This window comes from Pseudomonas fulva NBRC 16637 = DSM 17717, assembly GCF_000730565.1.
Classification (GTDB): Bacteria; Pseudomonadota; Gammaproteobacteria; order Pseudomonadales; family Pseudomonadaceae; genus Aquipseudomonas; species Aquipseudomonas fulva.
The window spans coordinates 37,289-58,140 of record NZ_BBIQ01000008.1; the positions used below are offsets into that span (position 1 = coordinate 37,289).

Consider the following 20,852-nt stretch of genomic DNA (forward strand, 5'->3'; position numbering starts at 1 on the left):
TTAGAAAGACGACTGAATCTTCAGGCCTGCCACCAGCGCATTGTCCACTTCATCTACGCCGCCGGGGCTCTTGATGTACTGAAGGTTCGGCCGCACGGTCAGCCAGTTGGTGACGTGGAAGCCGTAGTACAGCTCGGCGTTGTACTCGGTACGTTGCAGCGGGACGAAGCCTGGGTTGTCGTAGTCGTTGATGCCGCTCATGTCGTTGAGCTGGCGCGCACGCTTGCGCACATCGTCATTGACGTGGATGCGGGCGATACCGAAACCGATATCATCCTTGGGCCGGGCATCGAAGGCGCCTTTGTAGACCATGCCCACCTGCTGGTAGTTGTCGACCACGTTGGTGGCCTTGTCGTGCACCGTGAAGTTGGCGAACAGGCTCAGCCCGCGGTTGACGTCGCCCGCCTGGGCCGTCACCTGCTGTTGCGCCACCACCCACCAGCCGTGCTTGCTAGAGTGCGACTTGAAGCCCGAACCACTGAGCCCTTGGGCGTTACCGTTGACGTCCTTGTACACATCTTCGGCATCGGCGGTGCTGTAGTAATAGCCCAGGCGGTATTCGCCGGGCAGGCCGTTGAGCTTCGGCGTCCAGACCATTTCCACCGGCAGGATCGCGCCCTTGGTGCCGCTGCCGCTCAGCTTGAAGCCATTGCCGGTTTCCAGGTTGGACGGGTTCTGCTCGTAGGCACCGACTTGTACATAGAACTCGGGGGTGACGTTGTACTTGACGCGCGTCGCCCATTGGCTGACGGGCCAGTTGTACCAGATACCGCCCACCCAGTTACCCACTTGCGAGCCGCAGAACGCCAGGTTCTGGAAGTCGCAAGGGAAGCTGTTGAAGTCCTCCCCCGGCCCAAAGTGGCCGAATTTCACGTCCAGCGCGCCGTCGAAGTACTTCTGTTTGAACCACATCTGGGTCAAGCGCCAGGTCTGGCCGCGTCCCCACACTTCCTGCACCGAGCTGAACTGCCCGGCGCGTGGGTCGCTGATGCGGTCGTTGGACAGGTTGCGACCGCTTCGCTCGGTGATGGCCAGTTTGAATTCGGCATCGTGCCAGCCGAAGATCTTCTGCAGGTCCAAGTGCGCACCCAAGGCGAACTGGTCGCTGTAGCGGGCGGTCTTGTCGTTGTTGTAGCCACCGTGGAGGTTGCTGGCCACTTCGCCAACGTAATCGACGGTGAAGTCGTAGCCTTTTTCCAGCAGCTCGGTGCGGGTGCCGCCCCAATCACCGGTCATCCATTTCGACTCGCTGGAGAAAGCTTCGGCAGCCTGCAGGCCAGTACTGACGGCCATCGCCAGCGGCGCAAGCAACGCCAGTGAGCCCCAGGTGGTAATACGATTGCGCTGTTCCATTGCGTTGCGTCCTCTTTTTCTTATTGATGGTGTAGACGATTCAACGGCCACCGAGGGCAGCCATGTTGTCCTTGACGGTATTGGCGATACGGGTTGCCTGTAGGCGCTCGCCGCTCTGGGCGTCGAACAGCAGCACCCGCGCCGGGTCGAACTGCAGGGCCAGGGTGTCGCCTACCTGGCAGGCCACGTCGGGGGCCAGTCGGCAGCACACCTTGGTCTGGTTGAGTGTCACGAACACCAGCATGTCCGGGCCGGTGGGCTCGGTGACCTGTACCTGGGCGCGAATGCTTGGCCCGCCGTTGCCACCCTCGGCGCCCAGGGCAATCTGCTCGGGACGAATGCCCAAGACGATTTCGCGCCCTTCCAGGCCCAGGTCGGCGCCGGGCAGGGGCAGCTCGCAGCGTGCCTGGCCACTGTCGAGTACCGCATGCAGCTGACCGCCTTGTGCAACCAGCCGCGCCGGCACGAAGTTCATGGGCGGCGAGCCAATGAAGCTTGCGACGAACTGGTTGGCCGGGTCGTTGTAGATCTGCTGAGGCGTACCGAACTGCTGGATGATGCCGTCCTTCATGACAGCTACCTTGTCACCCAGGGTCATGGCCTCGATCTGATCATGGGTGACGTAGACGGTGGTGGTTTTCAGGCGCTGGTGCATCAGTTTCATTTCAGTGCGCATCTCGACCCGTAACTTGGCATCGAGGTTGGACAACGGTTCATCGAACAGGTAGATCTTCGGCCGGCGCGCCAGCGCCCTGCCCATGGCCACGCGCTGCTGCTGACCGCCAGACAGTTGCGCCGGCTTGCGCGCCAGGAGGTGCTCGATCTGCAGCAGCTTGGCCACCCGCGCCACCTCCTCGTCGATGGCGGCTTGGGGCATCTTGCGGATCTTCAGGCCAAATTCGATGTTCTCGCGCACGGTCATGGTCGGGTACAGCGCATAGGACTGGAACACCATGGCGATGTCACGGTCCTTGGGGCTCATGCCGCTGACGTCCTGCTGGTCGATCAGGATGGCGCCACCGGTGATCTGCTCAAGCCCGGCGATGCAGTTCATCAAGGTCGACTTGCCGCAGCCCGAAGGGCCGACCAGGATCAGGAACTCACCGTCCTTGATCGACAGCTGGATGTCCTTGAGGGTATCCGGCAGCCCGGCACCGTAGGTTTTGTTCACGTTGCGAAGTTCGAGCGTTGCCATGACTTACCCCTTAACCGCGCCGGCCGTGAGCCCGCGCACGAAATATTTGCCTGCCACCACGTACACCAGCAGGGTCGGCAGGCCGGCGATCATCGCGGCGGCCATGTCGACGTTGTACTCCTTGGCCCCGGTGCTGGTATTGACCAGGTTGTTCAAGGCCACCGTGATGGGTTGCGAGTCGCCACTGGAGAACACCACGCCGAACAGGAAGTCGTTCCAGATCTGGGTGAACTGCCAGATCAGGCAGACCATGATGATCGGCGTTGACATGGGCAGGATGATGCGCCTGAAGATGGTGAAGAACCCTGCCCCGTCCAGCCGTGCGGCCTTGACCAGGGCATCGGGAATGCTGACGTAGAAGTTGCGAAAGAACAGTGTGGTGAAGGCCAGGCCATAGACCACATGTACCAGCACCAGGCCGGTGGTGGTACTGGCCAACCCAAGCTTGCCCAGGGTGAACGAGGCCGGCAGCAGCACCGTCTGGAACGGCAGGAAGCAACCGAACAACAGCAGGCCGAAGAACAGCTGCGAGCCACGGAAGCGCCACATCGACAGCACATAGCCATTGAGCGCACCAATGGTGGTGGAAATCAGCACCGAGGGCACGGTGATCAGCATCGAGTTCCAGAAATAGCCGCTGACCGTGCCCCAGGCCTTGACCCAGCCAATGGCCGTGATCGCTGTCGGCCAGCTGAGCAGGTTGCCAGTACTGATGTCCTCGGGGGTTTTGAAACTGGTCAGCAGCATCACCACCAGTGGCACCAGGTACAGCACCACGGCGATCAGCAGCACGGCATGGATGGCGAGCCGGCTGGGGCTGAGCGCGGGTTTGTCGACAGGGCTATGCATGGCGTTTGCTCCGCAACTCTGAATACAGGTAAGGCACCAGGATGGCCAGGATCGCCCCCAGCATGAGGATGGCACTGGCCGAGCCCATGCCCATCTGCCCGCGGCTGAAGGTGAAGGCATACATGAACATCGCCGGCAGGTCAGACGAATAGCCGGGCCCGCCTGCCGTCATCGCAGCAACCAGGTCGAAGCTCTTGATGGCGATGTGCGAGAGGATCATCACCGAGCTGAAGAACACCGGGCGCAAGCTGGGCAGCACCACGCGCCAATAGATGCGCGGCAGGCTGGCACCGTCGATCTGGGCGGCGCGGATGATTGAGGGATCAACGCCCCGCAGGCCGGCGAGGAACATCGCCATGATGAAACCCGAGGCCTGCCACACGGCCGCGATCACCAGGCAGTACACTACCCGGTCCGGGTCCAGCAGCCAGTCCAGGCGAAAGCCCTCCCAGCCCCAGTCGCGCAGCAGCTTGTCCAGCCCCATGCCAGGGTTGAGCAACCACTTCCAGGCCGTGCCGGTAACGATCATCGACAGGGCCATGGGATACAGGTAAATGGTGCGGATGAACCCCTCGCGGCGAATGCGCTGGTCCAGCAGCACCGCCAGCAGCACGCCAATCGCCAGGCTGATGGTAATGAACAGCCCGCCGAACACCAGCAGGTTCTTGCTCGCCACCCACCAGCGGTCGTTGTCGAACAAACGCACGTACTGCGCCAGCCCTGCCCACTTGTAGGTAGGCAGGAACGTGGACGTGGTGAAGGACAGCACAAAGGTCCAGAGGATGTAGCCGTAGAAGCCCACCAGCACGATGAACATGCTCGGCGCCAGCACCAGCTTGGGCAGCCAGCGCTGTAGCGCATCCATGGGAGAAGCCCGCAGGCGGGCGGTGGTAGTGGTCATGGTTCACCTCGAAGGCGCTGCTGCGCAGGGCGCGCGGCAGCGACTGTCTTGCTCAGGTTTGAAGGTCGCCTTGGGCGCTACGTGGCACCGGGGTGCGAGGCCGGTGGCCGCGCGAGACTGACGCAGCCACAGGTCGATGGGCCACGCAGCCTGCTTGTCACGCCGGGCCACGATGGCGCAGCGACCCGTCAGGCATCCCCGACACCGGGCCGCATTGGCCAGCCCGTGGGCTACTTGGCCGCTCGGATGGCGGCTGCCAGCTTCTTGGCCGCGTCTGCCGGGTCGGCCTTGGGGTCGTTGATGTAGTTGGTCACCACATCGAAGAAGGCGCCCTGCACGGCCAGCGTCGTGGCCATGTTGTGCGCCATGCTCGGCTGCAGGCCGCCGGTCTTGGCGTCGGCGAGGAAGTCCTTGGCCGAGGTCTGGGCGCACGCATCGAACCCATACTTGCCCATGTCGGCAAGCATGTCGTTGCGCACCGGGATCGAGCCTTTGTTGGTGCTGAACACCTTCTGGAACTCCTCACCCAGCACCTTGCGGGCGATGTCCTGCTGGCCGGCAGCTGTGCCCTCATCGTTCTGCTTGAACACCACCAGCGAATCGATGTTGTACAGGAAGGCCTTCTCGGTGCCGGGGAACGGCACGCACTGGTAGTCCTTGCCGGCGGTTTTCTTGGCCAAGGTCCACTCGCTCTTGGCCCAGTCGCCCATGATCTGCATACCGGCCTTGCCGTTGATGACCTTGGCAGCTTCCAGGTTCCAGTCCTGGCCTTTGCCATCGGGGTCCATGTACGTGGCGACCCGCTTGAGTTCGGTCAGGGCCTTGATCATGTCGGGCCCGGTCAGGGCATCGTTGTCCAGGTCGACCATGGCTTTCTTGTAACCGTCGACACCCATCACCGACAGCACGACGCTTTCGAAGACGGTGCTGTCCTGCCACGGCTGGCCACCGTGGGCGAGCGGGATGATGCCTGCCGCCTTGAGCTTGTCGGCAGCGGCATAGAACTCATCGAGGGTGGCGGGCGCCTTGTCGATCCCGGCCTTCTTGAAGGCTTCAGGGTTGATCCACAGCCAGTTGGTGCGGTGGATGTTGACCGGAACGGCTACATAGTCGCCGTCGTATTTCACGGTGTCGGCGACTTTCTTGTCCAGCAGTGCATCCCACTTTTCCTGCTTGGCCACATCCTTGAGCACGTCGCTGTCGAGCAGGCCGGTTGCAGCCCAATCCTGGATGTCGGGGCCCTTGATCTGCGCGACGCCTGGCGGATTGCCAGCCACCGCTCGGCTTTTGAGCACGGTCATGGCAGTAGCGCCGCCGCCGCCGGCCACGGCGCCGTCCTTCCAGGTGAAACCGTCTTTCTCGACCTGGGCCTTGAGCACATCGACGGCCGCTTTTTCACCACCCGATGTCCACCAGTGCACCACTTCGACGGTGCCCTTGGCATCGGCAGCGTGCGCAGTCAGGGGGAACAGGGATGCCAGGGAGATCGCGGCAGCGAGACGAAGGTAGGAAGTCATTTCTACACCTTATTGTTGTTATGCCGTGCAAGTCGTGCGCTTGCGTTGCATGGAGTCTAAACAGCGTGCGCGCACCGCCAGGTAACGAAGCGATGCGCGAATGTCATCGTTTGGTTACATTCAGGGCCAACCCGCTCGCCAGGCTTCGTGCCAGCGGCAGGCCGGGTAGCAATAGGGCCTGGTAGGCATGGTACAGGTCGGGCTTACCGGGCCATATCGTGCCGGCAGGACGGTTGTCGGCATCGAGTTCGTGGTGCCAACTGCCGCCTTCAAGATCGATGAAATGCTCGGTGATGAAGTCCCAGCAGCGCCGATACCACTGCTCGAAGCGCGCCTGCCCCGTGCGCTGCAACAGGGCTGCTGCGCATGCGCAGGCTTCGGCGTGAACCCAATGCAGCCGGGCGCGTACCCGTGGCTGATCATCCCAGCCGAGGGTGTAGACGAAGCCAGGCTGGCCATCGACGCTCCACGCCTGTGCGCAGGCGGCGTCGAACAGGGCGCGGGCACTGTCGACCAGCCATGGCGGGGGCTGGTGCCCGCAGCGGGCCAGGCTGGCCTCCAGATGAAGCAGAAGCCGCGCCCACTCGAAGGCATGCCCAGGCGTCGTGCCGTAGGGTCGGAAGTGGTCGGCCGGGTGTGCTTGGTTGTAGTCCTTGAGCGGCCGCCAGAAGACGTCGAAGTGTTCCACCACTCGGTAGCCGTTGGCAGCCGCGTGGGCATGGATGATGCGCTCGGCAATGCGCAAGGCGCGGTGCAACCACACTGGGTTGCCGGTGACATCGGCCAGGGCCAGGAACGCCTCGGTCGCGTGCATGTTGCTGTTGGCGCCGCGGTAGGGCTCGGGCATCTGCCAGGCGCGGGCGTAGGCTTCGCGAAGCGCACCTTCCTCCTCGCTCCAGAAATGCCGCTCGATGATGTCGATGGCGTCGCTCAGCAAGGCCTCAGCGTCATCGACGCCCGCCACCACGGCGGAGCTGGCGGCCAGGGCGACGAACGCATGCAGGTACGCATCCTTGCCACTGTCCTGACGGCCGCCCGCCTGGGCAAACCAGCCGCCGTAGCGCGCATCCTTCAGGGGGCCGCGCAGGGCACTCACACCGTGGGCAGCCAGCCCTAGGTGGCCCGGCAGGCCTTGAAGGTGAGCCAGGGCGAAACAGTGGGTCATGCGGGCAGTGGTCAGGGTCTGGGCGCTTGCATCAAGGGCAAGCCTGCCTGCCGCATCCAGGTCACCAAACCCTTCTGCGAGCCGTGCAGCCCTGGCGAAGGCCAGCAACCGCTGCCCCTCGGCCAGCCGCCAGGCGGTGTGCCCCGGAGCTTGGAGCCAGGACACCTGTGAAGAAAGATCATTGTTCATCGCCAGCGAGGTCCTTGCCAGTCGTGTGCCGATTCTAGCCAGCCAGGCCACGTGGGGTGTCACGAACGCGGGCATGATTGTCACGTGCCCGTGACATTTGGCCCTCTGCGCGCAGGTGCACGTTCAACGCGTACAGGTGGGTCAGTCCACGCCCCGTGGCAGGTACAAGGTCACCCGCAAGCCGCCTTCGCGCAGATTGAGCAGGCTGACCTCGCCACCGTGGCTGTGGGCGATGTTGCGGGCAATGCCCAACCCCAGCCCATAGCCTTGCTGATGACCGGCCAGCCGCACATGGGGTTCGAACACCTGCTCCATCTGCTGTTGCGGCACCCCAGGCCCCTGATCATCGACCTGCAGGACGAAGCCTGCCGCACCGTCGATGATACGCAGCCGCGCCCGCTCGCCGTACTTGATGGCGTTGTCGATCAGGTTGCCGATGCAGCGCCGCAATGCCAGTGGCTTGCCCGGATACGGCGCCAGGGCATGCCCTTCGAGTATGATCCTACCGTCTCGCAGGTACGGCTCGGCCAGCAGTTCGAGGATATGATTGAGGTCCACCGGCTCGATGTTCTCGTGAATGTCGGTGTCCTTCACGCATTGCAGCGCACCCTTTACCAGCAATTCCAGTTCGTCCAGGTCCTGGCTGAACTTGGCTTGCAGGTGCTCGTCTTCAAGCAGTTCGACACGCAGGCGAAGCCGGGTGATGGGCGTACGCAGGTCGTGGGAGATGGCGCTGAACAATTGGCTACGCTCGGTGAGGTAACGGCTGATCCGCTCGCGCATGCTGTTGAAGGCCCGGCCCACCTCCACCACCTCGCTGCCGCCGCCTTCGGCCACAGGCGCAACATCGGCGCCCAGTGACAGCTCCCGCGCTGCACGGGCCAGGCGCTTGAGCGGCCAGCTCTGCCATTGCACCAGCAGCCCGATGAACAGCAACAACAATGCCGTAGTCAGGACGATGAAGCCGATCTGCTGGCGCGGCAGACGCTCGGCTTCCAGGCTGGTATAGGGCTCGGGCAACAACGAGGCGATGTACAGCCATTCGCCTTCGGCCAGACGAATCTGGGTGACCAGTACCGGCGGATTGAGCGGTTCGAGGGTGAGCGAATAATGGGCCCATGACCTTGGCAGCTCGTCGAGCTTGAGCCCGCTGTTGAAGATGCGCAGTTCGTCGGGGTCGACGAATTCGACGGAAATGTCCATCTGCGGCCCTAGACGCTCATGCAGCACTTGCTGGAACACCTCCATCACTGCCTGCTTGCGCGGCGTGACAGGCAGCATCTGCATGTCCAGCGGCTTGGCGTTCAGCGAAACGAAAAACCGCGTGCCTCCCATGCTGCGCAACTGGTCGAGCACCATTGGCCGGTAAGCAACGGGCAGCGAGCGAAAGTAACTGACGCTGGCGCTCATCGAGTGGGCCAGGCTGCTGGCACTGGCACGCAGCCCTTGCAACTGGCTGGCGCGCAGCTGGGCCACCCAGATGATGCTCGACAGCCCTTGGGCCAGCAGAACCACCAGCAAGGTCAGCAGCAGCATGCGCCCCAGCAGCGAACGTGGCAGCAGGCGCCACCGCCGCTCAGGGTGCAGTGCAGACATGGGTCGCCAGCAGGTAGCCGCTGCCACGCACGGTGCGGATCAGCCGGGGTGGCTTCTCGGTGTCGCGCAAGCGCTGGCGCAGACGGCTGACGGCCATGTCCACGATGCGGTCCAGTGGCATCGGCTCTCGCCCTCGCGTGGCGTTGCCGATGGTGTCGCGGTCGAGGATCTGCTGGGGGTGGTCCAGAAACAGCTTGAGCAGCGCAAAGTCCGCGCCCGAGAGAATCACCTCCTCTCCGTCGCGGTGGAACAGGCGATGGCTGACCGTGTCGAGCCGCCAATCGTCGAATGCCAGCACCGCCCCACCCGGCGCTGCTTGCCCGAACTCGGCGCGGCGCAGCAAGGCTTTGATGCGGGCCTGCAGTTCACGCGGGCTGAACGGCTTGCCCAGGTAATCATCGGCGCCAAGCTCGAGCCCGATGACCCGATCGGTCTCGTCCGAGCTTGCCGTCAACATGATGATGGGCACCCGCGCATGACGCGGGTGCTGGCGTACCCATCGGCACAGGCTGAAACCGTCCTCGTCCGGCAGCATGACGTCCAGGATAACCAGGTCACAAGCGGTGGTGTCCAGGGCATGACGAAACCCGGCGCCATCGGCCTGGGCATTGACCTGAAAGCCCGAGCGGCTGAGGTAGGTTTGCAACAGTTCGCGAATTTCCTGATCGTCGTCGACCATCAGGATGGATTTGCCGGCAGTGCTCAAGGGGGATGTCCTTTTGTGGTGGCGGGTCTTGTTGCCCGCTGACCTGTGTCGCCTTGCAGGGAGCCCAGGCGCCTAGCCCTGATCCAGCGCTTGCTGCAAGGCCACGCCAGCGCCCAGCAGCCCGGAAAACTCGGCAGTCACCAGCCATACGGGCACGCCTTGGAAGTAACCGCTCATGCAGCCTTTGTCGCCGAAACTGTCGGCGAAACCGCTGCGCAGGAACAGCTCGGCAAAGCGTGGGATCACGCCGCCGACGATATATACCCCACCACGCGCGCCCAGGGTAAGCACGTTGTTGCCCGCCACGCGTCCCAGGAACCGGCAGAATTGCTCGATCACCGCCCGCGCCCGCGGCTCGCCACCCAGGGCCGCATCGGTGATCTGCGCCGGCGAAGTGTGTCGCGGATTTTCACCATCCAGGGCGCAGATGGCCTGGTACAGGCGCACCAGCCCGCCGCCGCTGAGCACCGTCTCGGCACTGACATGGCCGATCTGGCCATGGATGTACTGATGGATCGCCGCCTCTCGGGCATTGCCCACCGGCAGGTCGACGTGCCCGCCTTCGCCTGGCAAGGCATGCCAGTGCTTGCCCCCCAGGCGCAACAGCGAGCCGACACCCAGGCCTGTACCGGGTCCGATGACCAGCGCCGGGCGCAGCGGATCGGCCTGACCTGGGCAGACTTCTCGACACTCACCCTCGCGCAGGCGGGTCATGCCAAGGGCCATGGCGGTGAAATCGTTGATCAGCAACAGGTGCCCGATCTGTAAGCGTTGGCAAAAGGCGGTCCGGCTCAGGCGCCAATGGTTGTTGGTGAAGCGAAACTCATCGCCATCGACCGGGCCGGCCACCGCCAGGCAAGCAGCGGCTACGCCACCCCGCGGTATGGCCAGGGCTTCAAAATACGCTTCGATGGCCTGTTCCGGGCTTGTGTAGTCCTCGGTGGCGAATACCTTCACCTCGTGCAGCTGGTTGTCACGCCATAACGCAAAACGGGCATTGGTGCCGCCGATGTCGCCAACCAGCAGGTCATTCATTTCAGGTTCTCCAGGGCAGAGGTAAAGGCGCTGGCGCCCTGCTCTGCCGGGCTGAACGCCATGCGCATGAAGCCGAACAGCTCGCGCCCGCAGCCCAGGTCATTGCCCTGGGGCGCGGTCGCCAGGTCACGCAGGGCCAGCTCGTCGGCCGATACCATTACCCGCAATGTACCTTCAGCGCCATCGACCCGCACGATATCACCATCGCGCAGCCGTGCCAGCGGGCCGCCGTCATAAGCTTCGGGGCACACGTGAATGGCGGCGGGGATCTTGCCCGATGCACCGGACATGCGCCCATCGGTCACCAGGGCTACCTTGTACCCGCGATCCTGCAGCACGCCAAGGAACGGGGTGAGTTTGTGCAGCTCCGGCATGCCGTTGCAGCGCGGGCCCTGGAAGCGCACCACTGCGACGAAGTCCCGCTCCAGCTCGCCTGCCTTGAAGGCGTCGGCCAATGACTGCTGATCGTGAAAGATGCGCGCCGGCGCCTCGACCACGCGGTGCTCTGGAGCCACGGCGGAGACTTTCATCACGCCACGCCCCAGGTTGCCTTCCATCACCCGCAACCCGCCTTCGGCGGAGAACGGCCGCGCCACGGGCCGCAGGATGCTTTCGTCCAGGCTCTGCTGTGGCCCTTCGCGCCAGACCAGCTTGCCGTCCTCCAGGAACGGCTCCTGGGTGTAGCGACGCAGGCCAGGGCCGGCGACGGTGTTGACGTCCTCGTGCAGCAAACCGGCATCGAGCAGCTCGCGGATCAGGAACGCCATGCCGCCGGCGGCCTGGAAGTGGTTGATGTCGGCCTTGCCGTTGGGGTAGACGTGGGACAGGGTCGGTACCACTTCGGACAGGTCGGCCATGTCCTGCCAGGTCAGCTGGATACCGGCGGCCTGGGCTATGGCCGGAATGTGCAGGGTATGGTTGGTGGAACCGCCTGTGGCATGCAGGGCCACGATCGAGTTGACCAGCGCCTTCTCGTCGACGATTTCGCCCAGGGGCATGAAGGTGCCGCTGGCCTTGGTCATGCGCGTGACCTGTTGCGCCGCCTCGGCGGTCAGCGCGTCGCGCAGCGGCGTGTAGGGGTTGACGAAAGAAGCACCCGGTAGGTGCAGCCCCATCACTTCCATCACCAGCTGGTTGGTGTTGGCCGTGCCGTAGAAGGTGCAGGTGCCAGGGCCGTGGTAGGACTGCATTTCCGATTCCAGCAGTTCCTCTCGGCTGGCCTTGCCTTCGGCATAACGCTGGCGCACATCGGCTTTCTGCTTGTTGGAAATACCCGAGACCATCGGCCCGCCCGGTACGAACACCGTGGGCAAGTGACCAAAGCGCAAGGCCCCCATCATCAGGCCCGGCACGATCTTGTCGCAGATGCCCAGCATCAGGGCCGCGTCGAACATGTTGTGGGACAACGCCACGGCAGTGGACATGGCGATCACTTCACGGCTGGCGATGGCCAGTTCCATGCCCGGCTCGCCCTGGGTGACGCCATCGCACATGGCCGGCACACCGCCGGCGAACTGGCCTACCGAGCCGACTTCGCGCAGGGCCTGCTTGATCTGTTCGGGAAAATGCAGGTAGGGCTGGTGGGCCGACAACATGTCGTTGTAGGCCGAGACGATGGCCACGTTGGCGGCATTCATCAGGCGCAGGGTCTGTTTGTCCTCGCTGCCACAACCGGCCACGCCATGGGCGAAGTTGGCGCATTGCAGGCTGGCACGCATCGGGCCCTCGCTGGCGGCCCCGCGGATCAGCTGCAGGTAGCGTTCGCGGGTGGCGCGGCTACGCTCGACCAGCCGTTGGGTGACCTCAAGGATGCGCGGGTGCATGTACTGGACTCCAGGCTAATTGTAAGGGCGGTTTACCAAGTGATCGTGCCCGGCCGATTGCCGCCTAGGCTCAAAGGACAGGCGCGCACTGCTTCGGTAGGCTCACGATCGAACCGCTCGTTGTAGGTTTAAACAAAATACTGCCACTAAAAAGGCTTGTTTTCTATCTGCAACTGAATAATCTTGTAATTCCAACAACAAAACCGTTTCAGTGAAGCACCTTTGTGCCACAGGTTTGACTCGGACTGCCAGAGGTATCGCCATGACCCTTCGCATCGCCATCAACGGATTCGGCCGCATCGGGCGCAATGTCCTGCGCGCACTCTATACCCAGGGCTACCGCCAGGACATGCAGGTCGTCGCCATCAACGACCTGGGCGACAGCACCATGAACGCCCACTTGCTCAAGTACGACAGCGTGCACGGCACCTTCGAGGCCAGCGTCGAAGCCGACCACGAAAGCCTGACCGTCAACGGCGACCGCATCGCGGTGAGCGCCATTCGCAACCCGGCCGAACTGCCCTGGAAAGCCCTGGCGATCGATGTGGTCTTCGAATGCACGGGGCTGTTCACCGAGCGCGACAAGGCCGCTGCGCACATCGCTGCCGGCGCGGGCAAGGTGATCGTCTCGGCGCCGGCCAAGGGCGCTGATGCCACCGTGGTGTATGGCGTCAACCACGATGTGCTGCGCGCCTCGCATCAGGTCATTTCCAACGCCTCCTGCACCACCAACTGCCTGGCGCCCATCGCCCAGGTGCTGCACCGCGAGTTCGGTATCGAGCAAGGCCTGATGACCACCATCCATGCCTACACCAACGACCAGGTGCTGACCGACGTGTACCACAGCGACCCCTACCGCGCCCGTTCGGCCACCCAGTCGATGATCCCCAGCAAGACTGGCGCCGCCGAGGCCGTGGGCCTGGTACTGCCGGAGCTGGCCGGCAAGCTGACCGGCATGGCCGTGCGGGTACCGGTGATCAACGTGTCGCTGGTGGACCTCACCGTCAACCTCAAGCGCGAAGCCACGGCCGAACAGGTCAACCAGCTGTTCCTCGAGGCCAGCAAGCATTCGCGAGTATTGGGCTATAACGCCCTGCCCCTGGTCTCGTGCGACTTCAACCACAACCCGCTGTCGTCGATCTTCGATGCCAACCACACACGGGCCAATGGGCGCATGCTCAAGGTGCTGGCCTGGTACGACAACGAGTGGGGCTTCTCCAACCGCATGCTGGACAACTGCCTGGCGCTCTGCCGCGCTCAGTAACGGCTGTGCCAGCACGCCCTGACAACTGGTAACAGGTGCTGGGGCATCGAGCTCGTATCGCCGTAGCCGCTCTGCGGCACCGGCGATACTCGCGGCGCCGTTACGATTTGCCTACATTTCGCAGCTTGACCCCAAGCACGGATGATAAGCATTATCATTGGCCGCTTGTCAGGTCAGGTCGCTCCGTGAGTCAGTCCCGGTTCAATTCCGTATTCCTCAGCCAGAGGCCCATCTTGCTGCGCACGCTCCAGCGCATGGTAGGCAACCGTTGCACGGCCGAAGACCTGCTTCAGGAAACCTACTTGCGCGTCTCACGCGCACTGGGCGAGCGTTCGGTCCAGCACATCGAACCCTTCGTCTTTCAGACCGCCCGCAACCTTGCGCTCGACCACTTGCGTGCCCGCCGGGTACAGGCCCGAACCCTGGTCGACGACGTGGCTGACGAGGTAGTGAACAATGTCGCCGTGCCCGCCAGCAGCAACGAGGATGCTGCACATGCCCAGCACCTGCTGCGCCACCTGAGCGAAAGCCTGAAGCAACTGACGCCACGCCAGCAAAGGATCTTCACGCTAAGCCGGCTGCACGGCGCCACCTCTCTCGAAATCGCCCAGCAGCTGGGGGTTTCTGCGAGCACGGTGCAAAAGGAGCTGAAGTTGATCATGGGTATCTGCCTGGGTGTCGCCCAGCGCCTGGACGCCTGACGGGCCGCCGCGATGAGGCCCGCTTGCCACATCGCGCCAGCGCCCTGATCATCTGCGCACGCCCGCTCAAGGACTCACCGTGACCGACAGCCCCGAACATCGCCCGTCACCAACCAGGCCCAATGCGCGTCGTCGTGCCACGGACGAGGCTTTGGCGTGGCTGGTCCGTCTTGAAACCGCCGAGCCCGCCGACCACCTCGCATTCGAAACCTGGCTGCAAGCCGCTCCCGAAAATGCCGAAGCGTTCGTGCAAGCCGAGGCATTGTGGAACGGCGCAGCGCTCAAGCAGGCCGCTGCACAGCTGCAGGGCTACCCATCGCGCCCTCGCGCAGGTCGCCTGCGTCGCCAGTGGAAACCGCTGGCCACCGCTGCCGCGCTGCTGGTAGGCCTGTTCACGTTCGGCAACGTGCCAGTGCGCCTGCAGGCTGATCACCTGACGGTCGCGGGGGAACGCCACCGGGTGAACCTTCAGGACGATGCCCGGGTACTGCTCAATACCCAGTCAGCGTTTGCCAGCGAGCGCAATGACGGGCGGCAGGTCGCCCGCCTGCTGCAAGGCGAGGCATACTTCCAGGTGCCCAAGGGCGCGCCGGCACCGCTCGAAGTGCAAGCCGGCCCTCTGCGCGCCCAGGCACGCGACACCGATTTTGCCGTGCGCCTGCTCGATGGCCAGGCTTGGGTCAAGGTGCAACGCGGCGACGTCGACGTCGACGTGCAAGGGGGCCGCGTCCAACGCATCCGTTTGCAGGCCGGTCAGAGCATTCGCGTCGGGCCCGACGGGCTCGGTGCACGCAGGCAACTGGACATGCGCAAGGACCTGGCCTGGGTCGATGGGCGCCTGGTCTTCGAAAATTGCCCCTTGAGCCAGGTGCTGGCCGAGCTGCGCCGCTATTACCCCGGCTGGATCATCAATCGCAATGAACGGCTGGAGAACATCGCCGTCACCGGCAACTACCGCCTTGACCAGCCGCTTGAGGCGCTACGTGCATTGGCCCATATCACCTCGGCACAACTGCATGAGTATCCAGCGCTGGTCATCCTGAACTGATGCGCCTGCCTTGACCGCTACCAGCCCACCCGCGGCAGCGCCGTACGCCCTGCTGGGCGCCTGGGATTTATTTTTACGCGATACCCCCTCCCTGTCCGTCTCGTCATAGCCAATGCAATTGATTCTTGTTCAATCAAGAACGCACACCCTATGAACAGTTCGCGCGTCAGGGAGCGCTTTCGATGCCCACCAGTCCTATCCGTTCGACCCTACGGCCACGCCTCAAGGGGCAACTGTCCCTGTTTTCACTCGCCTTGCTCGCCACAGGCGCCTGTTCACTCCCCACGCTGGCGGTCGAGCCGGCGTCGGTGAGCACCTCGCGCATGGGCGACTACCACTTCGGCATCGCCCAACAGCCGCTGGTATCGGCCATCAATGCCTTCAGCCAGGTTACGGGCTGGCAGGTGGGCTTCGACGCTCGCCTGGCCGAAGGGGTCGCCTCCCCCGGCATACAGGGTTCACTGCCCCCCGAGCAGGCACTCAAACGCCTGCTACACGGCACTGGCCTGGTCCCGCGGACCATCAGCCACGGCAACGTGGTGCTCGAGCGCCAGTCAGGTCGCGGGGCCATAGCCTTGCAGCAGGTGACCGTCAGCGCCACCCGCAGTGCCCAGGACGTGAGCCAGGTCCCCAGCACGGTCAGCGTGCAGACCCGAGAGCAGCTGGACCGGCAGAACGTCAACACCCTCCAGGACCTGGTGCGCTACGAGCCGGGCGTCTCGGTGGCGGGGACCGGGCAGCGCAGTGGCCTGAACGGCTACAACATTCGCGGTATCGATGGCGAGCGGATACTCACCCAGATCGACGGCGTGGCGATACCGGACAGCTTCTTCTACGGGCCCTACGCCCAGACCCAGCGCAATTATGTCGACCCGGAAATCATCAAGCGGGTGGAAATCCTGCGCGGCCCAGCCTCGGTGCTCTACGGCAGCAATGCCATCGGCGGTGCAGTGAGCTACTTCACCCTGGATCCTGAAGACATCATCAAACCTGGCCGAGACGCTGGCGCGCGACTCAAAACCGGCTACAGCTCAGCCGATGACAATTGGCTGACGTCCGCCACCGTGGCTGGCCGTGAGGGCAGCCTGGACGGTCTGCTGCACCTGAGCCAGCGCAACGGTCACGAAACCGAGAGCCATGCCGATCACGGCGGCGTGGGCCTTGCACGCACCCGCGCCAACCCAGTGGATGCGCGTACCACCAACGTGCTGGCCAAGCTAGGCTGGGACTACGCCGACGACGCCCGCCTGGGCGTGACCTACGAACGCTTCAAGGACGACCGCGACCAGAACCTGCTCAGCGCCGTAGGCGGGCCATTCATCCCGGGCGTTGGTGCCATGAATTCGTACCGCATGCGCCAGGGCAACGACACGATTACCCGCGAGCGCTTCGGCCTGAACCAACGTTTCGGCCTGGACAGCCTGTTCGCAGACGATGTCAGGTGGAGCCTGAACTACCAGATCGCCGAGACGGACCAGCGCACCGACGAGCTGTACGTCGCTTCGGGACGTCAGGTACTGCGCGACCGCCAGACCACCTACAAGGACCGCCAGTGGATCTTCGATGCCCAGCTTGAAAAGGCATTCAGCCTTGGCCAGACCGACCACGCCCTGACCTATGGCACTACCCTCAAGCACCAGGACGTCACCGGGGCGCGCAGCGGTACTGGCACGTGCGTGAATGTGGGCGGCACCTGCCGGGGTATCGGCCAGGACAGCCCGCGCGACGGCCAGGCGCTGGTCAGCGACTTCCCGGACCCAACCATCGATACCTACAGCCTGTTCGTTCAGGACGAGATTCGCTGGGGCAGCTGGACGTTCCTGCCAGGTGCGCGCTACGACTACACACGCATGGCGCCTCACTTCACCGATGCTTTCCTGCGCGGCCTTGATGCCAGCGGCACGGCCCCGGCTTTCCAGGATGACTCAGACAAGAAGTGGCACCGCGTGTCACCCAAGCTGGGGATGACCTATGCCTTCAACGACCACTACACAGGCTACGCGCAATACGCCCAAGGCTTCCGTACGCCCACGGCCAAGTCCATGTACGGCAAGTTCGTGAACCTGGAACAAGGCTACCGCGTGGAGGGTAACCCTGGCCTGCGGCCTGAGCGCAGCAAGGGCCTGGAAACCGGGCTGCGCGGTCGCTTCGATACGGGCAGCTTCGATATGGCGGTCTACTACAACAAGTACCGTGACTTCATTGACGAAGACGCCGTGCAAGGCGCCAACCTCGAGCAGACCTTCCAGGCCAACAACATCAAGCGCGCGACCATCAAAGGCGCCGAGGTCAAAGGCCAGCTCGAACTCGACCAATTCGGCGCGCCACAGGGGCTGTATGCACAAGGCTCCCTGGCATACACCTACGGCCGCAACGACGACAGCGGCCAGCCGCTCAACACCGTCAACCCACTCAAGGGCGTCATGGGCCTGGGCTACACGCAGGGCGACATGGGTGGGCTGCTGAGCTGGACGCTGGTCAAGCGCAAGACGCGGGTCGACGACAGCACCTTCTATTCCCCCGATGGCTCGGCGTCGAAGTTCCGCACGCCCGGCTATGGCGTGCTGGACCTGACCGGCTTCTACAACGTTACCGATGACATCACCGTGAACGCCGGCCTGTACAACCTCACCGACAAGAAGTACTGGCAGTGGGACTCGGTGCGCAGCTATGACGGCCAGGGGGAGGCCGCGGTGACCCAGCCGGCCAACATCGACCGCCTGAGCATGCCGGGCCGTAACTTCGCCATCAACGTGGTGTGGGACATCTGAGGCGCTGGCGCAGCTGAAACCGGGCGGGGTCGCTGTGTTCCCGCCTTGGTTCCTGGCACCCACCCCTGTTCCTGCGGGGTTTTTTACGCCCCCGCCCCTGTTGATTCGTCTTGTATTGAAACGCTTCGCTTTCCAAGGACTGCATCATGAGCAACCGCGCTTCTTCGCGTACCCAACGCCTGAACCTGGTGACCCAGGCGCCCCATGCCGCACTCGACGCCCTGGTCAAATCCCATGCGCCATTCGATAGCCGCGAAAGTTTTGCCCGCTTCGTGGTGGCCCAGTACCTGTTCCAGGCCGAACTGCAGCCGCTCTACAACGACCCGCGATTGATCGCCCTCATACCCGACCTTGCCGAGCGCTGCCGAGCCCATCAGGCCCGCCAGGACCTGGCGGACCTGGACATGCAGGCGCCTGCCGAGCTGCCGGGGGCCGTGCAGCGCCCCAGCATTGCAGAGGCATTAGGCTGGATCTTCGTGTCCGAAGGCTCCAAACTGGGCGCCGCGTTTCTAATCAAGCGGGCGGCGGCGCTGGGCTTGTCGGAGACCTTCGGCGCCCGCCACCTGGGCGAGCCCGCCGGTGGCCGCGCCGAAGGCTGGAAGCAGTTCACGCGAACACTCGATGGCCTGATGCTGTCAGCTGGAGAAGAAGTGGCTGCAGAACACGGCGCCGTCGCAGCGTTCGAGCGCTTTACCGTCTTGCTCAAACAGGCCTATGCCGTGGATGCCGAGCAGGTTTGAAACACTTTCAAAGGCCCCCTGACCGGGGCCGTTCGTTCTAGCAGTGAGCCCATGACCCAACCTGCCCGCTCCAAAATTGCCCGACTGCTGTATGCGATCCTGGCTTACGCAAGCCTGGGGGTGGGCCTGGTCGCCATTGTCATTCCGGGCTTGCCGACCACCGAATTCATTCTGTTGTCGGCATGGGCGGCCACGCGAAGCTCGCCTCGCCTGTCCGCCTGGCTGGAAAATCACCGGTTGTTCGGTCCTATTCTGTACAACTGGCGCAACGGCAAGGTGATCCAGCGGCGGGCCAAGGTCAGTGCGACGGTCAGCATGTTGCTCTGCGCGGTTTTGATGCTGGTGTTTCTTGAGCATCACTGGCCGGTGTTCCTGGCCATCGCCGGCATGAGCCTGGGCAACCTGTGGATCTGGTCCCGCCCGGAACGGCCGTTCACAGCCGGCTCACAGGCTCAGCAACCCTGACCAGAGTGCATAGCCTGCCAGCGCCGCCCCCGACAGCACGGCGGCGAAGATCAGTTTCTCCATCAGCGTGAAAAGCGTGAGACCTTGTTCATGCTTGGCCCGCGCAAACAGGATCACCCCCGGTGCGTACAAGAGCGCAGAGAGCAGCAGGTACTTCAGGCCACCGGCATACAGCAGCCAAACGGCGTACACCACCGCGAGCGCGGCCACCAGCAGGTCCTTGCGCCGCCGGGCCGGTTGGCCTGCGTAAGTCTCCCCACGCACGGCCAGCGACATGGCGTAGGCGGCAGACCACAGGTACGGCGCCAGAATCATGGATGAGGCCAGGTAGATCAGGCTGGTATAGGTACCGGCAGATACCAGCGTGATCAGTAGAAAACCCTGGATCATGCAGTTGGTCAGCCACAGTGCATTGGCAGGTACCTGGTTGGCGTTCTCCCTGGCAAGGAAACGGGGCATGGTCTGGTCGCGCGCCGTGGCATAGAGGATCTCGGCACACAGCAGCGCCCACGACAGCAACGCCCCAAGCAACGAGACAGCCAGCCCCAGGCTGATCAGTAACGCGCCCCAGGGGCCAACGATGTGCGACAGAACCGCCGCCAGCGAGGGGTTCTGCAAGCCAGCCAGCTCCGGTTGCGTCATGACCCCAAGGGAGAGGACGTTGACCAGCACCAGCAGGGCCAGCACACCCACAAAGCCAATGACCGTCGCCCTGCCCACGTCGGCCCGGCGCCGTGCCCTGCCCGAATACACGCTGGCGCCTTCGATACCGATGAAGACGAACACCGTCACCAGCATCATGTTGCGCACTTGCTCGAGCACACTGCCGATCGCCGGAGTGCCCTGCCCCCAAATGTCCTGGGTGAAGATATCCAGGCGAAAGGCGCAAGCCGCGATGACGACGAACAGTACCAAGGGCACCACCTTGGCCACCGTGGTGACCAGGTTGATGAACGCCGCCTCGCGAATCCCGCGCAACACCAGAAAATGCACGGCCCATAGCAACATCGAGGCACACCCGATGGCCACTGGGGTATTGCCTTCACCGAACACCGGGAAATAGAACCCCAGGGTGCTGAACAACAGTACGAAGTAGCCAACGTTGCCCAGCCAAGCACTGATCCAGTAGCCCCAGGCCGAAGAAAAGCCCATGTAATCGCCGAACCCAGCCTTGGCATAGGCATAGACCCCCGAATCCAGTTCGGGCTTGCGGTTGGCCAGCGTCTGGAAAACGAACGCCAGGGCCAGCATGCCCACGGCAGTGATCCCCCAGCCAATCAGCACCGCCCCGGCCTGGGCACGGGCCGCCATGTTCTGGGGCAAGGAAAAGATGCCGCCACCGATCATTGAGCCCACGACGAGCGCCACCAATGCCCCCAGCCGGAGTTTCTGTCCTTGTTCGCCCATAGGTCTCCAAATATTTCCTGACAGTCATGCAGTTGTAACAACACACTGTTTATAAAGGCTGGTTTCATTACAGCCGTACTTCCATTTAGCCACTAAGCCATTAACGTCTAAGCGTGCGGTGGTTAAG

17 protein-coding genes are annotated in these 20,852 nt (G+C 63.6%); 6 read left to right on the plus strand and 11 right to left on the minus strand.

Annotated elements, in window-relative coordinates; all coding sequences use genetic code 11:
- The 10 genes from PFU01S_RS10020 to edd all read right to left on the minus strand — a co-directional run bounded on the left by PFU01S_RS10020 (position 1) and on the right by edd (position 12,329).
- A complete protein-coding gene (locus PFU01S_RS10020; protein ID WP_248694593.1) occupies positions 1–1,293 on the minus strand; it encodes a carbohydrate porin in 1,293 nt (430 codons plus the stop codon).
- 100 nt (positions 1,294–1,393) lie between these two features.
- A complete protein-coding gene (locus tag PFU01S_RS10025) occupies positions 1,394–2,548 on the minus strand; it encodes an ABC transporter ATP-binding protein (RefSeq protein ID WP_028687071.1) in 1,155 nt (384 codons plus the stop codon).
- 3 nt (positions 2,549–2,551) lie between these two features.
- On the minus strand, positions 2,552–3,397 hold the full coding sequence (locus PFU01S_RS10030) for a carbohydrate ABC transporter permease (RefSeq protein ID WP_028687070.1): 846 nt from the start codon (positions 3,395–3,397) through the stop codon (positions 2,552–2,554).
- Entirely contained in the window at positions 3,390–4,298 is a 909-nt protein-coding gene (locus PFU01S_RS10035) for a carbohydrate ABC transporter permease (RefSeq protein ID WP_023533407.1), read from the minus strand. Before PFU01S_RS10035 ends, PFU01S_RS10030 begins: the two co-directional genes overlap by 8 nt.
- Before the next feature lie 230 nt (positions 4,299–4,528).
- Positions 4,529–5,815, minus strand: coding sequence for an ABC transporter substrate-binding protein (locus tag PFU01S_RS10040; protein WP_027913787.1), 1,287 nt, complete (start codon positions 5,813–5,815; stop codon positions 4,529–4,531).
- Between the two features lie 103 nt (positions 5,816–5,918).
- Entirely contained in the window at positions 5,919–7,169 is a 1,251-nt protein-coding gene (locus PFU01S_RS10045) for a D-mannose isomerase (protein WP_027913786.1), read from the minus strand.
- Between the two features lie 141 nt (positions 7,170–7,310).
- Positions 7,311–8,765 (minus strand): ATP-binding protein, encoded by a 1,455-nt coding sequence (locus tag PFU01S_RS10050; protein WP_027913785.1) that lies wholly within the window; start codon positions 8,763–8,765, stop codon positions 7,311–7,313.
- Complete coding sequence (gltR, locus tag PFU01S_RS10055; RefSeq protein ID WP_027913784.1) at positions 8,746–9,471, minus strand: two-component system response regulator GltR; 726 nt, start codon at positions 9,469–9,471, stop codon at positions 8,746–8,748. The genes PFU01S_RS10050 and gltR overlap by 20 nt, the downstream gene beginning before the upstream one ends.
- Before the next feature lie 72 nt (positions 9,472–9,543).
- Positions 9,544–10,506 carry a glucokinase gene (locus tag PFU01S_RS10060; protein ID WP_027913783.1) on the minus strand — a complete coding sequence of 321 codons (963 nt, stop codon included), beginning with the start codon at positions 10,504–10,506 and terminating at the stop codon, positions 9,544–9,546.
- Positions 10,503–12,329 carry a phosphogluconate dehydratase gene (edd, locus tag PFU01S_RS10065; protein ID WP_027913782.1) on the minus strand — a complete coding sequence of 609 codons (1,827 nt, stop codon included), beginning with the start codon at positions 12,327–12,329 and terminating at the stop codon, positions 10,503–10,505. The genes PFU01S_RS10060 and edd overlap by 4 nt, the downstream gene beginning before the upstream one ends.
- A gap of 262 nt (positions 12,330–12,591) precedes the next feature.
- Here edd and gap point away from each other — a divergent pair, with 262 nt between their 5' ends.
- The 6 genes from gap to PFU01S_RS10095 all read left to right on the plus strand — a co-directional run bounded on the left by gap (position 12,592) and on the right by PFU01S_RS10095 (position 19,318).
- Positions 12,592–13,593, plus strand: coding sequence for a type I glyceraldehyde-3-phosphate dehydrogenase (gap, locus tag PFU01S_RS10070; RefSeq protein WP_027913781.1), 1,002 nt, complete (start codon positions 12,592–12,594; stop codon positions 13,591–13,593).
- A 185-nt stretch (positions 13,594–13,778) separates the two neighbouring features.
- On the plus strand, positions 13,779–14,294 hold the full coding sequence (locus PFU01S_RS10075) for an RNA polymerase sigma factor (protein ID WP_028687069.1): 516 nt from the start codon (positions 13,779–13,781) through the stop codon (positions 14,292–14,294).
- 79 nt (positions 14,295–14,373) lie between these two features.
- A complete protein-coding gene (locus PFU01S_RS10080) occupies positions 14,374–15,342 on the plus strand; it encodes a FecR family protein (RefSeq protein WP_027913779.1) in 969 nt (322 codons plus the stop codon).
- Positions 15,343–15,524: 182 nt separating this feature from the next.
- Positions 15,525–18,113, plus strand: coding sequence for a TonB-dependent receptor (locus tag PFU01S_RS10085; protein WP_028687068.1), 2,589 nt, complete (start codon positions 15,525–15,527; stop codon positions 18,111–18,113).
- A 146-nt stretch (positions 18,114–18,259) separates the two neighbouring features.
- On the plus strand, positions 18,260–18,853 hold the full coding sequence (locus PFU01S_RS10090; protein WP_027913777.1) for a biliverdin-producing heme oxygenase: 594 nt from the start codon (positions 18,260–18,262) through the stop codon (positions 18,851–18,853).
- A 51-nt stretch (positions 18,854–18,904) separates the two neighbouring features.
- On the plus strand, positions 18,905–19,318 hold the full coding sequence (locus PFU01S_RS10095) for a YbaN family protein (protein ID WP_027913776.1): 414 nt from the start codon (positions 18,905–18,907) through the stop codon (positions 19,316–19,318).
- On the opposite strand, the gene arcD is transcribed toward PFU01S_RS10095, so the two are convergent.
- Positions 19,298–20,725, minus strand: a complete 1,428-nt coding sequence (gene arcD / locus PFU01S_RS10100; protein WP_028687067.1) for an arginine-ornithine antiporter — start codon at positions 20,723–20,725, stop codon at positions 19,298–19,300. The two genes, PFU01S_RS10095 and arcD, sit on opposite strands and share 21 nt — an antisense overlap.
- Between the last annotated feature and the right edge of the window lie 127 nt (positions 20,726–20,852).

Coding starts and splice junctions, on each gene's coding strand:
- PFU01S_RS10020 (WP_248694593.1), bottom strand. CDS start 1,293: ATGGCCGTCAGTACTGGCCTGCAGGCTGCCGAAGCTTTCTCCAGCGAG.
- PFU01S_RS10025 (WP_028687071.1), bottom strand. CDS start 2,548: ATGGCAACGCTCGAACTTCGCAACGTGAACAAAACCTACGGTGCCGGG.
- PFU01S_RS10030 (WP_028687070.1), bottom strand. CDS start 3,397: ATGCATAGCCCTGTCGACAAACCCGCGCTCAGCCCCAGCCGGCTCGCC.
- PFU01S_RS10035 (WP_023533407.1), bottom strand. CDS start 4,298: ATGACCACTACCACCGCCCGCCTGCGGGCTTCTCCCATGGATGCGCTA.
- PFU01S_RS10040 (WP_027913787.1), bottom strand. CDS start 5,815: ATGACTTCCTACCTTCGTCTCGCTGCCGCGATCTCCCTGGCATCCCTG.
- PFU01S_RS10045 (WP_027913786.1), bottom strand. CDS start 7,169: ATGAACAATGATCTTTCTTCACAGGTGTCCTGGCTCCAAGCTCCGGGG.
- PFU01S_RS10050 (WP_027913785.1), bottom strand. CDS start 8,765: ATGTCTGCACTGCACCCTGAGCGGCGGTGGCGCCTGCTGCCACGTTCG.
- PFU01S_RS10060 (WP_027913783.1), bottom strand. CDS start 10,506: ATGAATGACCTGCTGGTTGGCGACATCGGCGGCACCAATGCCCGTTTT.
- edd (WP_027913782.1), bottom strand. CDS start 12,329: ATGCACCCGCGCATCCTTGAGGTCACCCAACGGCTGGTCGAGCGTAGC.
- gap (WP_027913781.1), top strand. CDS start 12,592: ATGACCCTTCGCATCGCCATCAACGGATTCGGCCGCATCGGGCGCAAT.
- PFU01S_RS10085 (WP_028687068.1), top strand. CDS start 15,525: ATGCCCACCAGTCCTATCCGTTCGACCCTACGGCCACGCCTCAAGGGG.
- PFU01S_RS10090 (WP_027913777.1), top strand. CDS start 18,260: ATGAGCAACCGCGCTTCTTCGCGTACCCAACGCCTGAACCTGGTGACC.
- PFU01S_RS10095 (WP_027913776.1), top strand. CDS start 18,905: ATGACCCAACCTGCCCGCTCCAAAATTGCCCGACTGCTGTATGCGATC.
- arcD (WP_028687067.1), bottom strand. CDS start 20,725: ATGGGCGAACAAGGACAGAAACTCCGGCTGGGGGCATTGGTGGCGCTC.